General features: G+C 31.3%; 15 protein-coding genes. 3 read left to right on the top strand and 12 right to left on the bottom strand.

Going from position 1 to position 16,624, the window contains the following annotated elements; genetic code table 11:
* Positions 1-3 precede the first annotated feature (3 nt).
* Positions 4-2,808 (top strand): outer membrane beta-barrel protein, encoded by a 2,805-nt coding sequence (locus EG240_RS01170; protein WP_125016571.1) that lies wholly within the window; start codon positions 4-6, stop codon positions 2,806-2,808.
* Between the two features lie 88 nt (positions 2,809-2,896).
* Positions 2,897-5,656 (top strand): outer membrane beta-barrel protein, encoded by a 2,760-nt coding sequence (locus EG240_RS01165; protein ID WP_158611974.1) that lies wholly within the window; start codon positions 2,897-2,899, stop codon positions 5,654-5,656.
* Positions 5,657-5,697: 41 nt separating this feature from the next.
* Here the strand turns inward: EG240_RS01165 and EG240_RS01160 are convergent, their stop codons facing one another.
* Genes EG240_RS01160 through EG240_RS01145 form a run of 4 tightly spaced genes read right to left on the bottom strand, consistent with a single transcriptional unit; the run spans position 5,698 to position 7,911 of the window.
* Entirely contained in the window at positions 5,698-6,528 is an 831-nt protein-coding gene (locus tag EG240_RS01160; RefSeq protein WP_125016568.1) for a TPM domain-containing protein, read from the bottom strand.
* Positions 6,529-6,966 (bottom strand): TPM domain-containing protein, encoded by a 438-nt coding sequence (locus EG240_RS01155; protein ID WP_125016566.1) that lies wholly within the window; start codon positions 6,964-6,966, stop codon positions 6,529-6,531. It abuts the gene before it with no gap.
* A gap of 10 nt (positions 6,967-6,976) precedes the next feature.
* Positions 6,977-7,561 carry a LemA family protein gene (locus tag EG240_RS01150; protein ID WP_125016564.1) on the bottom strand — a complete coding sequence of 195 codons (585 nt, stop codon included), beginning with the start codon at positions 7,559-7,561 and terminating at the stop codon, positions 6,977-6,979.
* A 20-nt stretch (positions 7,562-7,581) separates the two neighbouring features.
* Positions 7,582-7,911 carry a MerR family transcriptional regulator gene (locus tag EG240_RS01145; RefSeq protein WP_125016562.1) on the bottom strand — a complete coding sequence of 110 codons (330 nt, stop codon included), beginning with the start codon at positions 7,909-7,911 and terminating at the stop codon, positions 7,582-7,584.
* 180 nt (positions 7,912-8,091) lie between these two features.
* Between EG240_RS01145 and alaS the strand changes: the two genes are divergently transcribed.
* Entirely contained in the window at positions 8,092-10,728 is a 2,637-nt protein-coding gene (gene alaS / locus EG240_RS01140; RefSeq protein WP_125016560.1) for an alanine--tRNA ligase, read from the top strand.
* Between the two features lie 61 nt (positions 10,729-10,789).
* Here the strand turns inward: alaS and EG240_RS01135 are convergent, their stop codons facing one another.
* The 8 genes from EG240_RS01135 to EG240_RS01100 form a co-directional block, all read right to left on the bottom strand.
* On the bottom strand, positions 10,790-12,265 hold the full coding sequence (locus EG240_RS01135) for a T9SS type A sorting domain-containing protein (protein ID WP_158611973.1): 1,476 nt from the start codon (positions 12,263-12,265) through the stop codon (positions 10,790-10,792).
* Between the two features lie 216 nt (positions 12,266-12,481).
* Entirely contained in the window at positions 12,482-12,907 is a 426-nt protein-coding gene (locus EG240_RS01130) for a hypothetical protein (protein WP_125016556.1), read from the bottom strand.
* Positions 12,908-12,909: 2 nt separating this feature from the next.
* The gene (locus EG240_RS01125; RefSeq protein WP_125016554.1) at positions 12,910-13,131 is read right to left on the bottom strand and encodes a hypothetical protein; all 222 of its coding nucleotides are present in this window, start codon (positions 13,129-13,131) and stop codon (positions 12,910-12,912) included.
* A gap of 157 nt (positions 13,132-13,288) precedes the next feature.
* Positions 13,289-14,230 (bottom strand): hypothetical protein, encoded by a 942-nt coding sequence (locus tag EG240_RS01120; RefSeq protein ID WP_125016552.1) that lies wholly within the window; start codon positions 14,228-14,230, stop codon positions 13,289-13,291.
* Positions 14,220-14,603 (bottom strand): hypothetical protein, encoded by a 384-nt coding sequence (locus EG240_RS01115; RefSeq protein ID WP_125016550.1) that lies wholly within the window; start codon positions 14,601-14,603, stop codon positions 14,220-14,222. The genes EG240_RS01120 and EG240_RS01115 overlap by 11 nt, the downstream gene beginning before the upstream one ends.
* Positions 14,588-15,049 carry a hypothetical protein gene (locus EG240_RS01110; RefSeq protein WP_125016548.1) on the bottom strand — a complete coding sequence of 154 codons (462 nt, stop codon included), beginning with the start codon at positions 15,047-15,049 and terminating at the stop codon, positions 14,588-14,590. Before EG240_RS01110 ends, EG240_RS01115 begins: the two co-directional genes overlap by 16 nt.
* Before the next feature lie 134 nt (positions 15,050-15,183).
* Positions 15,184-15,648, bottom strand: coding sequence for a hypothetical protein (locus EG240_RS01105; RefSeq protein ID WP_125016546.1), 465 nt, complete (start codon positions 15,646-15,648; stop codon positions 15,184-15,186).
* Between the two features lie 78 nt (positions 15,649-15,726).
* Positions 15,727-16,587: a hypothetical protein gene (locus EG240_RS01100; RefSeq protein WP_125016543.1), complete on the bottom strand. Its 861-nt coding sequence runs from the start codon at positions 16,585-16,587 to the stop codon at positions 15,727-15,729.
* Between the last annotated feature and the right edge of the window lie 37 nt (positions 16,588-16,624).

Genomic DNA, 16,624 nt, shown 5'->3' with positions numbered 1-16,624 from the left:
TTTATGAAAAAGCTTGTATTCCTATTTACGTTTTTAATTACTTTAATTTCAAATGCTCAAAATATTGAGTTAAAAGGAAAAGTAATTGATGAAACCAAACAACCAATTGAAGCCGTTTCGGTTTTGTTACTTCAGAAAAAAGATTCTACAGTAATCCAATATGCAATCACAGATGCTGTTGGAAACTTTTTGTTGAAAGTAAAACCTATGGAGCAGCCCTCGTTTTTATCTCTATCTTATTTAGGATATGAAGATAAAAATATTGAATTTGAAAAGATTACTGAGTCTAAAGATTTAGGAGAAATATCATTAACTGAATTGTCAGATATGTTGGCAGAATTGGTTATTGTTACTGATGTTCCAATTCGTGTGAAACAAGATACATTGGAATTTAATGCTTCGTCTTTTAAAGTTCGTCCAGATGCAAATGTCGAAGCGCTTTTGAAAGAATTGCCTGGTGTTGAGATTGATGCAGATAAAAAAATTACAGTAAATGGTCAGCCTGTTTCTCAAATATTAGTAAACGGAAAACCGTTTTTCGATAAAGATGGATCGGTTGTGATGCAAAATCTTCCTGCTGATATTATCAAAAAAATTCAAGTAACCGATGCGAAAACAAAAACGGAAGAATTTTCAGGAAAACGCGCTAAAAGTGAAAATGCAAGTATCAATCTGACTATTGATGAGAAAAACAATCAAGGTTTGTTCGGGAAAGTTATGGCTGGTTATGGTTCGGATGAACGTTATGAATCAAGTGGATTGATAAATTATTTTAAAGGAAATAGAAAAATTTCTGTTCTAGCTTCTTCAAATAACATCAATGCAACTGGTTTTTCAATGGATGGTGTTTTTGATAATATGGGAGGTGGACGCAGTCAGTTTAATAGTTTTGGAGGGCGATCAAGCGGTGGTTTAGGAACAGGTTCCGGAACAGGAATTACGAGGACGAATATGTTTGGTGTAAACTATTCAGATCAATTCTTTAAAAAATTAGATGTTAATGCAAGTTACTATTTGAACGATACAAGAAATGAAAATGCCAATCGTTCTCGTGTGGTAAACTTACTTCCTGATGGTGATTTTATTACGGAATCTGAATCTAATAGAACGAGTGATAATTTAAATCACAATGCAAATTTTAATCTTGAATATAAAATAAATCCAACGACAAGATTATTTGTAGAACCAAAGATTTCAAGTTCTAAAAACATCATAGACTCAAATAGTTCATCTGTTTCGATGGACGAAAATGGTGATTTGTTTAATACAAATAATGTAGTTGGTCATTCAGAAACGGAAACTTTTAATTTTACAAATTCCATTCAATTCAATAAAAAATTGAATGAAAAAGGACAAAATTTAAGTGTAGCTTTTGATAATACAAATTCAAACACATCTGGTTTTGGTCGAACTAATTCAGAAACCATTTTTTATCAAGGAACACAATCAGATGATATCCGAAATCAGAAAAATGATACCAGAAGTACAAACGATAATTATACTTTAAGCGCAACTTATACACAACCTGTTGCTAAAAATACTGAATTGAATTTAGGATATACATTTAATTATAGTTTAGATACGGATGTTCTTAAAACATACAATTTTGATCCGTTAACTAATGATTTTTCTCAAATTAGTGATTTGTATTCAAGTAGCACAAATAATAAAAGTACAGCTTCAACGCCTTTTGTTGGTGTTGCTTATGATACAAAAAAGTTGTTTTTTGATTTTAGATCAGGTGTTCAGATAAATGATTTTCAAGCAAATGCGATGTATCTAAATACTGATTATAGAGTTGGTCGTAAATTTGTTTCTCCAAATGTTTCTACGAGTTTGCGATTTAAATTTACAGATTCAAAAACATTGAATTTCCGTTATAATTATTCGGTTTCTAATCCAACAGCTTCGCAAATTTTACCTTACGAACGTTTCAATGATCCATTGAATACCTTTATCGGAAATGCTGATTTAGATCAAACGAAGAATCATTCTGCAAATCTTAGTTTTAGAGATTATAATTTCCAATTGCGTACAGGTTGGACAGTTGGGCTTTCAGGAAATTTCTATGATTCGCAAATCGTAGCAACAACTGTTTTTGATGAAAACAGAAAACGTACCACTACTTATCAAAATGTTTCTGGCGCTTATTCTTTAGGATTATATGGAAATTATAATAAATCCAAAAAGATTGATGCACACACGTTTAGATACGGAATCGGAGCGAGTGCAAGCTACGGACTTTCGAAAGGATTCACGAATAACGAATTGTATGAAAATAACCCACTTCGTATAACTTCTAGAATTTACGGTACTTGGGATTATGGTGAATTTTTAACCATTGCACCTTCATATAGTTTAGAATATAATAATAATACTTATTCAAATTTAGCATTAGATAAAACAGAATATGTTGTTCATAGAATAAATTTACAAACCACTACTTATTGGCCTAAAAATCTTACTTGGGGAAATGATTTTGGATATAACTATAACACCAACATTGCACCAGGTTTCAGGAAAGATTTCTTCCTTTGGAATACGAGCTTAGGTTATGATTTCTTAAATGAGACGTTAACTGCAAAGGTTAAGGTTTATGATATCTTAAATCAAAATATCGGAACTAGAAGAACGGTAAGTCCAACTGCGATTTCAGATCAAGAAAATACGGTTCTGAAACGTTATGTGATGTTCTCGTTAACTTTCAAGTTTGATAAATTCGGTACAGGAAAACAATCGAACGAACGCGGACCAGGAAATCGTGGGCAACGAGGAGATCGACCACCTGGAGGAATGCCAAGAATGTAACTTTTTTTAAAAGCATCTTAATTTTTTTAAGATGCTTTTTGTTTATGTTAATATTTTGTTCTTTATTTGTTTAAGCCAAATTTATATTATGAATAAAGTATTTTATTTAATTATGCTGTTTTTTTTCGGAACGGCTTTTTCATTTGCTCAAAAAAACTTTTCTATAAAAGGAAAAATATCAGATGAAAATAAAAAACCTATAGAAGCTGTAACTATTTACCTTTCTACAGCAAAAGATTCAACCTTGATTAATTACACCATTACGGATGCAAAAGGTGAATTCGATTTACAAACTAATAAAGTTGAAGTTCCCACTTTTATAGCTGCAAGTATGTTAGGTTTTACTGATTATTCGAAACAATTCGATTTAATTAATGATCACATTCAATTAGGAGAAATCTTTCTGACTGAAGATTCTAATACTTTAGATGAAATGGTAATTAAAGCTGATGTTGCGCCAATTCGCGTGAAGCAAGATACCATTGAATTTAATGCAGCTTCATTTAAAGTTCGTCCGGATGCTAACGTAAAAACTTTGTTAGAGCAATTGCCTGGAGTTACGGTTGATGCCGATGGGAAAATTAAATATAATGGAAAAGAAGTTCCAAATATTTTAGTAAACGGTAAACCATTCTTTGGAGCTGATGGAAAAATAGCAATCGAAAATTTACCAGCAGAAATCATAAATAAAGTTCAAGTTTCTGATCATAAAACCAAAGCAGAAAAACTTGCTGGAAAGAAAAGCGACGGTGAAACGGTTTCGATAAATTTAACCATTGACGAAGATAAAAACAAAGGTTTTTTCGGACGTATTAATGGCGGTTATGGAACTGATGATCGTTATGAATCTTCATTGCTTGCGAATTATTTTCAAGGTGAAACTAAATTTAGTGTTTTAGCTTCATCAAATAACATTAATTCATCGGGTTTTTCTCAAAATGAAGTTTTTGATAACATGCGTGGTGGACGAAATTCATGGTCGTTCAATTCATCTTTTATTGATGAATATTCTGGCAATTCTGGAATCACAACTTCTAATTTAGTTGGTTTAAATTATAACGATTCGTTCAAAAAGAAAGTGGATGTTGCAGGAAGTTACGTCTTGGATAATCAAGATAATATTTCTAAATCTTCATCTAGGATTGAAAACCTTTTGCCTGAAAACAGAGTGATCTCGTTGAATGAAAATGAAGGTACATCTTACAAAAATAATCATAAATTCACAATGGATTTTGAGGTTAAAATTGATTCAACTTCTTCTTTTGCAATCGTTCCAGTTTATGAAAAAAACAGCAACAGAAGACATAATGTGTCAAGCTCAGAAACAGTTTCAATATTGAATGATTTGATTAATAAATCGGAAGGTAGTCAGTTCTCTGAAACGGATTCCGATCGTTTTGAGAATAAATTGATTTATAATAAAAGATTTAAGAACAAAACTTCGTTTAGTTTAAATTTCGAAAACAATAATTCCAAAAACAAATCATTTGCAAGTAATCAAGTGAGCACGATCTTTTACGAAGGTTCGAATCCAAATGATGTCAGAAATCAAAACGCATTTAGTAATTCACATACTGATAATTATGATTTAGAACTTGAATATCGAATTCCGATTACTAAAAAACAAACTTTGACTGTTGCAGGAGGTTATGTAAATTCATTGGATGTTGATACCAAAGAAACTTTTGATTATGATGCTAATACCAATCAATATTCAGATTTTAATGATCTGCAATCTTATAAAAATCGTTTCCAAACCAATGAGGTAAATGCTGGTGTTGCTTACGAATATCAACATGAGAAAGGTTTCTTTCAATTAAATTTAGGAAGTCGTTGGATGGATTACGAGATGAAATCTTTATACAACAGCGATGTTTACTTAAATAAAAAAACGGATGTTTTACCAAATATCCGAATTTCAAATAGTTTTAGATTTGGAAAATCTACACGCTTATATCTTTCTTATCGATATACAGGTTCATTGCCTAGTATGTATCAACTATTAGAGTATCAAGATTTGTCTTCAACATTGAGCATATCTCAAGGTAATGGAAATTTGAAATCTAAATTATCAAACGGTATTAATTTAAATTTTTCTAATTACGACTATCTAACACGTTCTGGTTATTATATTTATGCCGGTGGAAGTATTGATTCACGTGGTATTATGGACGTAGTTTCTTATGATGAAGGTTTTAAGAGCTTTAGAACATTCGAGAACACTTCGGGTACAGGTTATGCTTATTTTGGAGCTTCTTTTAATAAGTCGTATAAATTGGGTGTGAATACATTGAGTTATGAAGTTGGTTTGAATTTTAACTTAGATCGATTTAAAGGGAAAACAAATGATGTATTATATAGCGCAAATTCTCAAGGTCTAACACCAAAAGTTAAATTAACCTGGGATTATAACAAAGAATTTATTATTTCTCCTTCTTATCAATATGATTATAATATGGTTAAATACACAGATTTTTCTTTAGATAAAACCAATAATTTTAAGCATAAATTAAACCTTCAAATTACGTCATATTTGCCAAAACAATTTATCATTGGTGCCGATGTTGGCTACAACTATAATTCCATGTTAGCTGACGGTTTTAAAAAGGATTTTACGTTGTTGAATGCAAGTATTGGATATAAATTCCTAAATGACCAATTAACAGCAAAAGTAAAAGCTTACGATTTATTAAATCAGAATTTAAGTACAAACCGTTATATAAGTCCAACTTCGATTCAAGATTCTGATCAATTGATTTTAAAAAGATATTTTATGTTTTCTTTAAGCTACAAGCTTGATAAGTTTGCAGGAAAAAAGAAAGAAAGTAGCCATTTCATATCTATGTAAACAAAAAAACATCTGAGAAATCAGATGTTTTTTTATATTCTTTACCAGCTTCCACCGGCTCCTCCACCAGAGGAACCTCCTCCTCCGAAACCGCCACCAAAGCCGCCTCCGTCAGAACCTCCGCCACCAAATCCTCCGCTTCCTCCAAAATTGCCTCCGCCACCTCGGCCCATTCCACTAAGGATAATAATGTCTAAAAGGTCAGGTCCGTTAAAACCACGATTACCGCCGTTTTTGCCGTTTCCGCCATTCTTGTTTTTTATTTTACTAACTATTACTAAAACTATGATTACTCCAATAATGATTAAAACTACTGGAATTCCATCAGAACTATCTACATTCTTTTTTCGTTCCCCTTTGTAAGTTCCAGAAAAAAGTTTCATTAATTGCGTGGTTCCTTCGTTTAAACCTTGGTAATAATCTCCTTTTTTGAATTCTGGAATGATGTAGTTTCTAATAAGTTCACCGTTAATTCCGGCTGTTAAAATATGTTCTAAGCCGTAACCAGGAGCAATGTAAATTTTACGTTCTTTTTCTGCTAAAAGAATAAAAACACCGTTGTCTTTACCTTTTTGTCCAATACCCCATTCATGTAGCCATTTCGGAGCAAGCATTCCTTCGCTTTCGCCTTCTAAACTTGGGATAATTGCAACTACAATCTGTGTAGATGTTGTATCTGCATATTTAATCAGTTTGTTTTCTAAAGCTTTCTTTTGGTCGGGTTTTAATAAATTGGCATAGTCAAAAACACTAGTTTGTTCTGAAGCTTTTGTTGGTTTCGGTGGAATATTGAATTGTGCAAAGGTTCCAATCGACAGCAACAAGAAAAAGCAACTTATTAAAACATTTTTATAACTTAAGATGTTTTTCATTTATCCTCTTGATATTTCGTTAGAAAGTTCATTCGTGTCATCTTCTTGGATAGGGAAGAACTTTTGTAATTGTTCTCCGGCTCTCAAAATTCCAGCAACTAAACCTTCTTTAAATTTTTGTTGTTTAAAATGATCGATAACCACATCTTTTGTACAACTCCAAAAATCATCTGGAACTACATTGTTGATGCCATTATCACCAAATATGGCAAAGCTTTTGTCGCGAACGCCTATATAAAACAAAACACCATTTCTGGCGTTTGTTTTATGCATTTCTAATAAGACAAAAACTTCTCTGGTTCGATCAAGAACTTCTAAATCAGAATGTTCTTCAATGTGAACACGAATTTCTCCCGATGTTTTACTTTCTGCAGTGTTTATTGCATCAATAATCGCTTGTTCTTCGTGTTTCGAAATAAAGTCTTCAGTTATTGACATTTTTATTTTTTTAGAATTTTACTTCAGGAGCTTTTTCAGCACCAGCTTCAGCTTTAAAGAATGGTTTTTCTGGATAATTAGATAAGAAAAACTTGTTTGGCATTTTTAAAACATAACCGTTGTAAACTTCGATACTTGCATTAAAACGAGTTCTAGCTGTTAAAATCTGATTTTCAGTCGAAGCCAATTCATCTTGTAATTTCAAGAAGTTTTGATTTGTTTTTAAATCAGGATATTTTTCAACAGTTACCAATAATCTTCCTAAAGCAGAACTAACTCCTGTTTGTGCTTGTTGGAATTGCTCTAATTGTTGAGGCGTCATATTCGAAGGATCAATTGTCATTGAAGTTGCTTTTGCTCTTGCATTAACAACCGCTTCTAAAGTTGATTTTTCAAAATCTGCAGCACCTTTTACTGTATTCACTAAATTCCCAATAAGGTCATTTCTTCTTTGGTAAGCACCTTCAACATCTGCCCAAGTTTTATCAGCACTTTGTTTGTAAGTTAAGGCTGTGTTTTGGTAATTCATTGATAATAAAAAGTAACCACCAATCAATACTACGATTACGATAATAATAGGAAGGATTTTTTTCATTTTGTTGTTTTAATTAAATTTTAAAGTTCGTTTTTTAATTTCTGCAATTCGTTTTTAATACTTTCGAGTTTATTTATGATTTCAAGCGTATCCATTGGCTTTTTTTGTTCGTTCTTTAGATGTTCTTTAGCGCCATCTAAAGTGAACCCTTTTTCCTTAACTAAATGAAAAATTAATTTTAAATTTTTCAAATCTTCAGGTGTAAACATTCGGTTACCTTTTGCATTTTTCTTAGGTTTGAGAATATCGAATTCCTTTTCCCAAAAGCGAATCAAAGAGGCGTTTACCGAAAATGCTTTTGCAATTTCGCCAATGCTATAATATCTTTTCTCTGGTAAATCTACTTGCATATTTTAATAGAATTGCTATTTGCTAATATACAAATTTTCTAATTAGTATTAAATATCCAAAAAAGTTACAATTGAGTTAAATAAAAAATTTAATATCACACTAAAAAATGTTTAATTTTGCACGTTAAAGCAGAAACAAACTTCTGTAACTGAAATTACTATAAGAAATCAAAATATAGAATGAAATCACAAGACATTAGAAAACAATTTCTACAATTTTTTGAAAGTAAAGGTCATTTAATTGTTCCTTCGGCTCCGATTGTTTTAAAAGACGATCCAACTTTGATGTTCAATAACTCGGGAATGGCCCAGTTTAAAGAATATTTTTTAGGAAACGCCACGCCAAAAAGTAACAGAATTGCCGATACGCAAAAATGTCTTCGTGTTTCGGGAAAACATAACGACTTGGAAGATGTTGGTTTTGATACGTACCACCATACGATGTTCGAAATGTTAGGGAACTGGTCGTTTGGTGATTACTTTAAGAAAGAAGCAATCGATTGGGCTTGGGAATTCTTAACTGAAGTTTTAAAGTTAGATAAAGACCGTTTATATGTTTCTGTTTTCGAAGGAAATCCAGATGAAAATGTTCCTTTCGATCAAGAAGCTTGGGATTTATGGAAGCAATATGTTTCTGAAGATCGTATTATTTTAGGAAACAAAAAAGATAACTTCTGGGAAATGGGAGATCAAGGACCTTGTGGACCTTGTTCTGAGATCCATGTCGATTTACGTCCAGATGCTGAAAGAGCTGAAGTTTCTGGTCGTTCATTAGTTAATGCAGATCATCCGCAAGTAGTTGAAATTTGGAATAACGTATTTATGGAGTTCAACCGTAAAGCAGACGGATCTTTAGAAAAATTACCAGCACAACACGTAGATACTGGAATGGGATTTGAACGTTTGTGTATGGCGATGCAAGATGTAACTTCAAATTACGATACCGATGTTTTTACGCCACTTATCGCTAAAGTTGAAGAAATCACTGGGTTAAAATATACTTCTAACGAAATTAAAAATATTTCAGAAGAACAAAATAAAACAAACATTGCAATTCGTGTAATTGTAGATCACGTACGTGCGGTTGCTTTCGCAATTGCTGACGGACAATTACCTTCTAACAATGGAGCTGGTTATGTAATTCGTCGTATTTTACGTCGTGCGATTCGTTACGGATTTACATTCTTAGGGACAAAAGAACCTTTTATTTATCAATTAGTGGATGTTTTAGCAGCGCAAATGGGCGAATTTTTCCCAGAAATTGTGTCTCAAAAAGATTTAGTTAAGAATGTAATTAGAGAAGAAGAAGCTTCTTTCTTACGTACTTTAGATCAAGGTTTACACTTGTTAGATACTGTTATTGCTGGTACTGAAGGTAAATTTGTTGATGGAGCTAAAGCGTTTGAATTATATGATACATTTGGTTTTCCAATCGATTTAACTGCTTTGATTTTACGTGAAAAAGGGTATGAGTTAGATGAAGCAGGTTTTGAAGCAGCTATGAAAGCTCAAAAAGATCGTTCGCGTGCAGCTTCAGAAATTTCAAAAGACGACTGGAATGTGTTAATTCCAGGAAATGTTGAAACTTTTGAAGGTTATGATAAAGTTGAAAACGAAGTGAAAATTACACGTATTCGTAAAGTTGAATCTAAAAAAGACGGAACTTTATACCAAATTGTTTTAGATCAAACACCTTTCTACGCTGAAGGTGGAGGTCAAGTTGGTGATAAAGGAGTTTTAGTTTCTGCTAACGAAACAATTGAAGTGATTGACACGAAAAAAGAAAACAACTTAATCTTACATTTCACAAAACAATTACCAGAAAATATCGAAGCTACATTTGTAGCAAAAGTAAATACAGATTTACGTTCGGCTTCTTCTAAAAATCACTCGGCAACACATTTATTACACCAAGCGTTACGTACTATTTTAGGGACTCACGTAGAACAAAAAGGTTCGTTAGTAGCACCAAACTATTTACGTTTTGACTTCTCTCACTTTGCTAAAGTTACAGACGAAGAATTAAAAGAAATTGAAGCATTTGTAAATGCTCGTATTGCAGAACAATTACCATTAATCGAGCGTAGAGCAATTCCATTTAACCAAGCAGTTGAGGAAGGTGCTATGGCTTTATTCGGTGAGAAATACGGTGATTTAGTTCGTGCGATTAAATTTGGAAATTCGATGGAGTTATGTGGAGGAATTCACGTACAAAACACAGCTGATATTTGGTCTTTCAAAATTATTTCTGAAGGTGCTGTTGCAGCAGGAATTCGTCGTATTGAAGCGATTACAGGTGACGCAGTTCGCGATTTCTACATCGGTCAAGAAAATACCTTAAAGGAGATTAAAGAAACGCTTAAAAACCCACAAGATACATTAAAGGCAGTTCATGCATTACAGGATGAAAATGCGAAATTGAAGAAACAAGTAGAAAAATTTGTTGCGCAACAAGCAAAAGCTTTAAAATCGAACTGGTTAGCAGCTTTTAAAGAGATTAATGGAATTAACTTTTTAGCAGTTGTTACTGATTTAGATGTTAACTCGGCAAAACAAAACGCGATTGATTTAACCAATGAAATGGAAAATGCTTTTGTTGTCGTTGCTACTTCGGATGCTGAAAAACCATCAATTACGGTTTCTATTTCTAAAAATTTAGTTGCCGAAAAAGGTTTACACGCTGGAAATATTGTTAAGGAAATTGCGAAGCATATTAATGGTGGCGGTGGTGGCCAACCGTTTTTAGCTACTGCTGGAGGTAAAGATGTTTCAGGAATCGAAGCTGCTCTTAAGCAAGCAGCTGAATTTGTAAAATAATATTTACTGTATATAAATCAAAAAGCAACTCTTACGAGTTGCTTTTTTTGTATGTGTGGTTTTATTTTTTTGTAAATTTCATTTTGTGTATTTCTGAACGATTATTTTTTAAGGATAAAATATAAATTCCTGTTTTTAAAGTGCTAACATCTATAGAAGAAATTGACGATTCTTTTGCGTCACTTTGTAATATCAGTCTGCCTTCTATGTTATAAATTTCGAAAGCGTTTATTTGATCTTCTGATAACATTTCGATGTTTAGAATGTCGGTAACTGGATTAGGGTAAATTTTAAATTTTTGTGAAATAATTTCATTTGTACTTAGATTAGCAACGTCGTTAAGATAAAGTTTTGCTATACCATTATCGAAACCACTATAACCAGTAATTAAAATATCTTTGTCACCATCATTATCTACATCTGCAATTGAAATTTTACCATTGCTGTAACCAGTAAAAGGTGTGTTTTGAGTTAAAGTAAAATTACCTAAACCGTTGTTTATATATAAATATGTTGCATACGTTGCAGGATCCATTCCAATTCTTCCCATTGTTATAAGATCTAATGAATTGTCATTGTTTATATCTGTCAGAACGATTGAAGGGAAATCGATGTGTCCAATAAAACTGTTACTGTTTGATAAAGTAAAAATTCCATTTCCATCGTTTAAAAATAATTCAGTTTTAAAACCGTTAGGATTATCTGTTGTTCCTGTCCCACTTCCTGAAAAGACTAAATCAACAGAGCCATTATTATCAACATCACCAACAACTATTGTTCCTGCGGAAATATAATCAAAGGCTGGTTGAGTCATTAAAGTGAAAATTCCGTTTCCGTTATTTAGAAAAATTCGAGTTTTTGAAGAACTATTTGCAGCAGTAAGTCTTCCGTTTGTTGCGATGTCTAAGTTTCCATCATTATTAAAATCTTCAATTACAACAGATCCATAATTCAGACCATATTGTTCCAAACCTGTTTGTGTTCTTAAAGTGAAAACTCCATTTCCATTGTTCTCGTATAAATGTAAAACGTTTTCTGTACCTGTTAACATCCCAGATATGAGGATGTCTAAATCGTTATCATTGTCAAAATCAAACATTCTAATATCGCCTTGATATACATTTGGAAATGATGATGTTTCTGAGAGTGTGAAATTTCCAATTCCATTATTAAAATAGAGTTTTGTCAATGAACCTCCTGGGTTTCCATATCCACCAGAAACAATCATGTCAGGTGAGCCATCGCCATTAACATCACCGAATGCCAATCCGCCTTCTCGTTTCTTAATGAATGTTTGATCGTCATGAATGCTAAAATTTCCATCTCCGTCATTTTTATACATTCTACCTACAGTTGCCCATGGATGAGCACCTCCTGTGAATAAATCAAGATCGCCATCTCCATCAATGTCTTGAAAAGAAACCATATCCCATGATCTTTGAATAGGTAGAATTCCAGAGTTTTCTACCAATGTGAAAGTTTGTGAAGAACTAAAGAATGGGCTCAATAAAAAAAGTAAAAATATTTTTCGTATCATAAAAAAACACATATTTATTAAGTATCTATTTATGTAAATAAATGCTTATTTTGTTTTTAAAATATAAAATATTATTGATTTTGTTGTTTTTTTGTTTATAATTCAGTGTGTTTATAGTTTTTTTATACTTAATATTTTTGTTTAAATTGAATTTACATTGAAATCAATACGTTTTATTTTGAGCTATAATTGTGACCAATTTTGTCAAAAGTATTTTTATTTAGAAAGTTCATTAGGTGTTTTTAGATTTAAATTTTTAAGAAATCGTTTGTAATTTCTTTTGTTCTTTCCCCAATCGTAAATCTGAGTTGGTAATCCACAAATCGATAAAAAAGTTAAGCTTTGGTTGTTTTCTGAATCGATTAAGCGAATTTCAATTAATTCAAAAAAAGACGACATCGAAAATCCAACAGTTCCCCTGAATACTTGGTCTTCTTCGTTGAAATATGCATTTTTAAATTTAGAATATCTCATTGCCTGTAAGATATCTTCGCGAGTGATATTTTGACTTTCTAAATTTAAAGACGCTATATGTTTAGCAGTTATAGCGTTTGGGTCTTTTGTTATCTTTTTATATAAAAAAATAGATGCTATAGTAATAATAAAAATAATCCAAAAAATGTAATCCGATATAAAATCCATAGTTAAACTTGTTTGAATGTTTTTATGTAATTTTTAGTCATCATAAAAGTCCAAATAATTGGAACGAATAGTAATAATTTAAATTCTATTAAATCATAATTAAACAAAGTTTCTGTAAACGAATCGGTCATAAAAGCCAAACTATTTACAGTTGATGTTATAATAAAAAATAAGAAAATTAGATATTGTTTTGTCGTCGGATGTGTTTGCCAATTGTTTTTCATGAGTTTTCGATTTATATAATAATAATTACATCACAAACATATCAATCACAAACAACAATAAATTGTAAAATTGGGACATGAGAAAGTTTTTTTTTGAGTTTAAAAATTAAAACTTGTAGTTTTTTTATCATTAAGAAGTAACTAGTTTCAATTTTCATTACCATATCAATAATTCATTACTGCCTTCGGGCATCCAAAGAAAAATAGGGTCGGCTACTGTATCTTCAAATATTTCGCCATCTTCATTAACTTTAAATTCCATATCTAAACCAGAAGTTAGTTTGTTTTTATGCCAAAGTGCAACAATTTTTCCATCGGCATAAAATTGCATTTCGCAATCATCTAAAGGTAAAAACTTTTTATCGTAAACTTTTGGTGAAGGTGGTATAAACGGACTTCCGTCTTTATAAGTCCATTTAACTTCTTCTAAAGTTGCATAATGTGTATTTGATAATTTTCCGTACGAAAATAAAAATGCTTTAATATATTCATACTCATGATTATCTAAAGCCAGTTGATGTATTTGTTTGTATTTGTTTTCGACCAATTCTCTAATGTTTTTTAGTTGTTTGAGATCGGTAGCAGCATTTAACTGATTTACATAATTATAAGGTACAAAAGCATCAAATGTAATTTCGCCTTCAAAGTAAGGTAATTTTTGCTCTTCAATGTTTTTAGGTAAAGTAAAAGTTGCTAAAGATTGATGTTCGTTTAATTTTGCCCTGTTAGTTGATGCATAAATTAAATTGAGACCTATATAAGCATTTTTTGTAATGTAGGTTTCGCCTGAACGTGGATAAACTTTTACTTTTATTTTTTGCGGACCACTACCTGCAATCATGTAATTAATTGGAAGCAACATGCTTTCACCATCATCTTCTAAAAAACGATAATCTTCTACATAACTTTCGATAACCAAACGGCAGGCTTGTTTGTTTATTTGCAATCTATAAAATGGTTTAGATTCAAATTGTGTTACATAATTGTATTCTTCTTCAATTAATTCGTTAAGTTGTTCTTGTGTCATTTCGTGTTGGCTGTTACAGTTGGTTAAACTAAAAACTAGGAGTAGGATGCTCCATATTGATTTATTTTTCATTTCTACGTAAGGTTATTATTGGAGGAATTATATATAATCGTTGATTTATGATGTCTGGTTTAGCAGGTAAAACGTTGATTTTTTTATTTTCGAAGCCAGTTTCAAAATTACCTAAATCACCACCTTCAACTTTTGCTTTAACAGTAACAAAAGCATCCATACCATCAAAATCTGCCTTGAATTCAAGAAATGCACCATAGGTATCAATACCTCGACTTGCGGTAAAAGTTAACGAGGTTTCTCCTTTTGCCGAGGCTTCAGCCTCTATAGAAAATAAAGATTCGTCTTTTTTTTGCATTTCTTTTTTAGGTATTTCTTTTGCGCCAAAACTTAGTTTAGGAACGTCAAGACCAGCAGTTAATCCCATTTCCATTCCCAAAATGGCATTTTCTCTGGTGGCGCTATTATTGCAAGCTCACTAGATCCGTAATTTATCTCGTTTGTATAACCCAATGGAGCTTCTGAGTCTTTATTTAATTTTACAAAATAAACATTCCATTTTGAATCTTTGTTAAATATTACATCTTTAGGGTCTAATAATCCGTCTTGACTATCTGTTCGTGGTAGATATCTTATCTTTAATTTGTGCGTGCCGTTTTTTAATAAATATGAATTTAACTCGGTCGTATTGTTCATATTGTCTTCGTAAAAAAAATCCACCAAGATATCATCTAAATATATTTCATACGGTGTTTTCGCATTTACATGAACGGCATATGTAATTTGTTTTTCTTTAGGAATGGCTCCTGTTTTGGAATTTGTTTGTCCGTAACTAAAAAAATAAAAATTGTAAAAAATGACTATAAAGATGTATTTCATTTATCGAATTATTTCAAGTTTGTTATTGCTTTTGGTTTTGTGTAAATAAAATGTATATGTCATCGGGAAATTATTTTTTCGGCTTTAGCTACTAAAGGAGCGTAACCAAACGAGTGAGTGATTTTTGAATAAATTTACAACTCAATTCCTTTCTTATAAAAAGTGATATTGTAGGCTTTATTTGGTTCATTTGGAAATTGAATTTCACAAAATTTCACAAAATATTCTTTGGATTGATATGTATTACAAGTATCTATTTCACCTGAAATTGTCTCGATGAATGTATAATTATCCTTTTTTGTTGCATCTAATATTTCTCTATAATTGGCTTCTGTTTCTGGAACATAAACAATAAGATTATTTGAATTAGAACCTACTTTTAAAACAACTAAAGTTTTACTGAGTTTCCCACCTTCATAATAAAGTTGCTTCGTTCCATCGGGAATATCTCTTTCCTCACGATACGAATATCCTTTGTTTTTAATATATTCTATATTCAAATCAGATTTATTGTTTGCCAAATATTTCAAATCAGTATAGCTTAATTGAGCCATCCCAAAACATGGAAATAGTAATAGGAATAATAATATTTTTTTCATTTTTTCATTTTTTAATTAGTTAAAATTTTTCGCTTTTTTTGTTTATTATTGCTTTATAAACAAAATAATTGAACTTGTTTATAAAATAACTTCGAGCGGTTTGCCTTTTTGTTTTCTATGGAAATAGAAGTCTAAAACAATTTTATCTTTTGGGTCATTTTTATTGACTAAGGTAATAACTCCTTCTCTTTCTGGCGTTAGTAGCGTAATCAATTTCCCATAACCATAAAAATGTAGATTGGCATTTTCTGGCAATGGAACTAATTCATAATTGGTGTCTTTAATTAATTCTAAAAAATCATTTAAACCTTGATTGGCTTCATCTTTAGTGAAATAAAAGGCTGTTTCTAATAAAGCTTCACGTTCTTTAATAAGGTTCGAAAATTGATTTACTTCTCTTTTGGCAATTATTTTACTTATTTCTGTAATTTTCTGGTGTAATTCTTTAGAAATGTCATGACCATTTTCGTTTTCATCTTTTAAGTTTACTGAATTTCGCCATCCAATGATATCAAAAGGTAACTCAACTTCTAATTCTGTTTTTAGTTCGTAATATGGAAGACCGCCAATATTATTATCCTTTTCAGATGGTGTAGTTATTTTAAATAATGAATATTCTTGATTGAAAGTAAGATCATCATAATAGAAAAACTCAAGTCCACCAAATGCATATTTTTCAAAAGTTTTCTCCCATGGTTTTGGGAATAATTGTAGCTTAATTTCATGTTTGCCTGAAAACAATAATATATGATTTGCTTGTGCATAAGTTGTTGTGCTAAATTTTGATTTTTCTCCCCAAAATTGGAATGATGGGACATCATCTATCAGTAAAATTCCTTGGCAACGATTTATGGATGTTGCAATTTTATATGTTCCTAGTCTATTATTCTTATAATTATCGCTCATATTATCATCCTTTATATTTATTAAATTATTCATTTTTTCGTTTTCTGATTTATTCATACAAGACATCATC

It is taken from the genome of Paenimyroides tangerinum (assembly GCF_003865405.1).
GTDB lineage: Bacteria > Bacteroidota > Bacteroidia > Flavobacteriales > Flavobacteriaceae > Flavobacterium > Flavobacterium tangerinum.
This window is presented reverse-complemented; position numbering and strand designations above follow the sequence as displayed.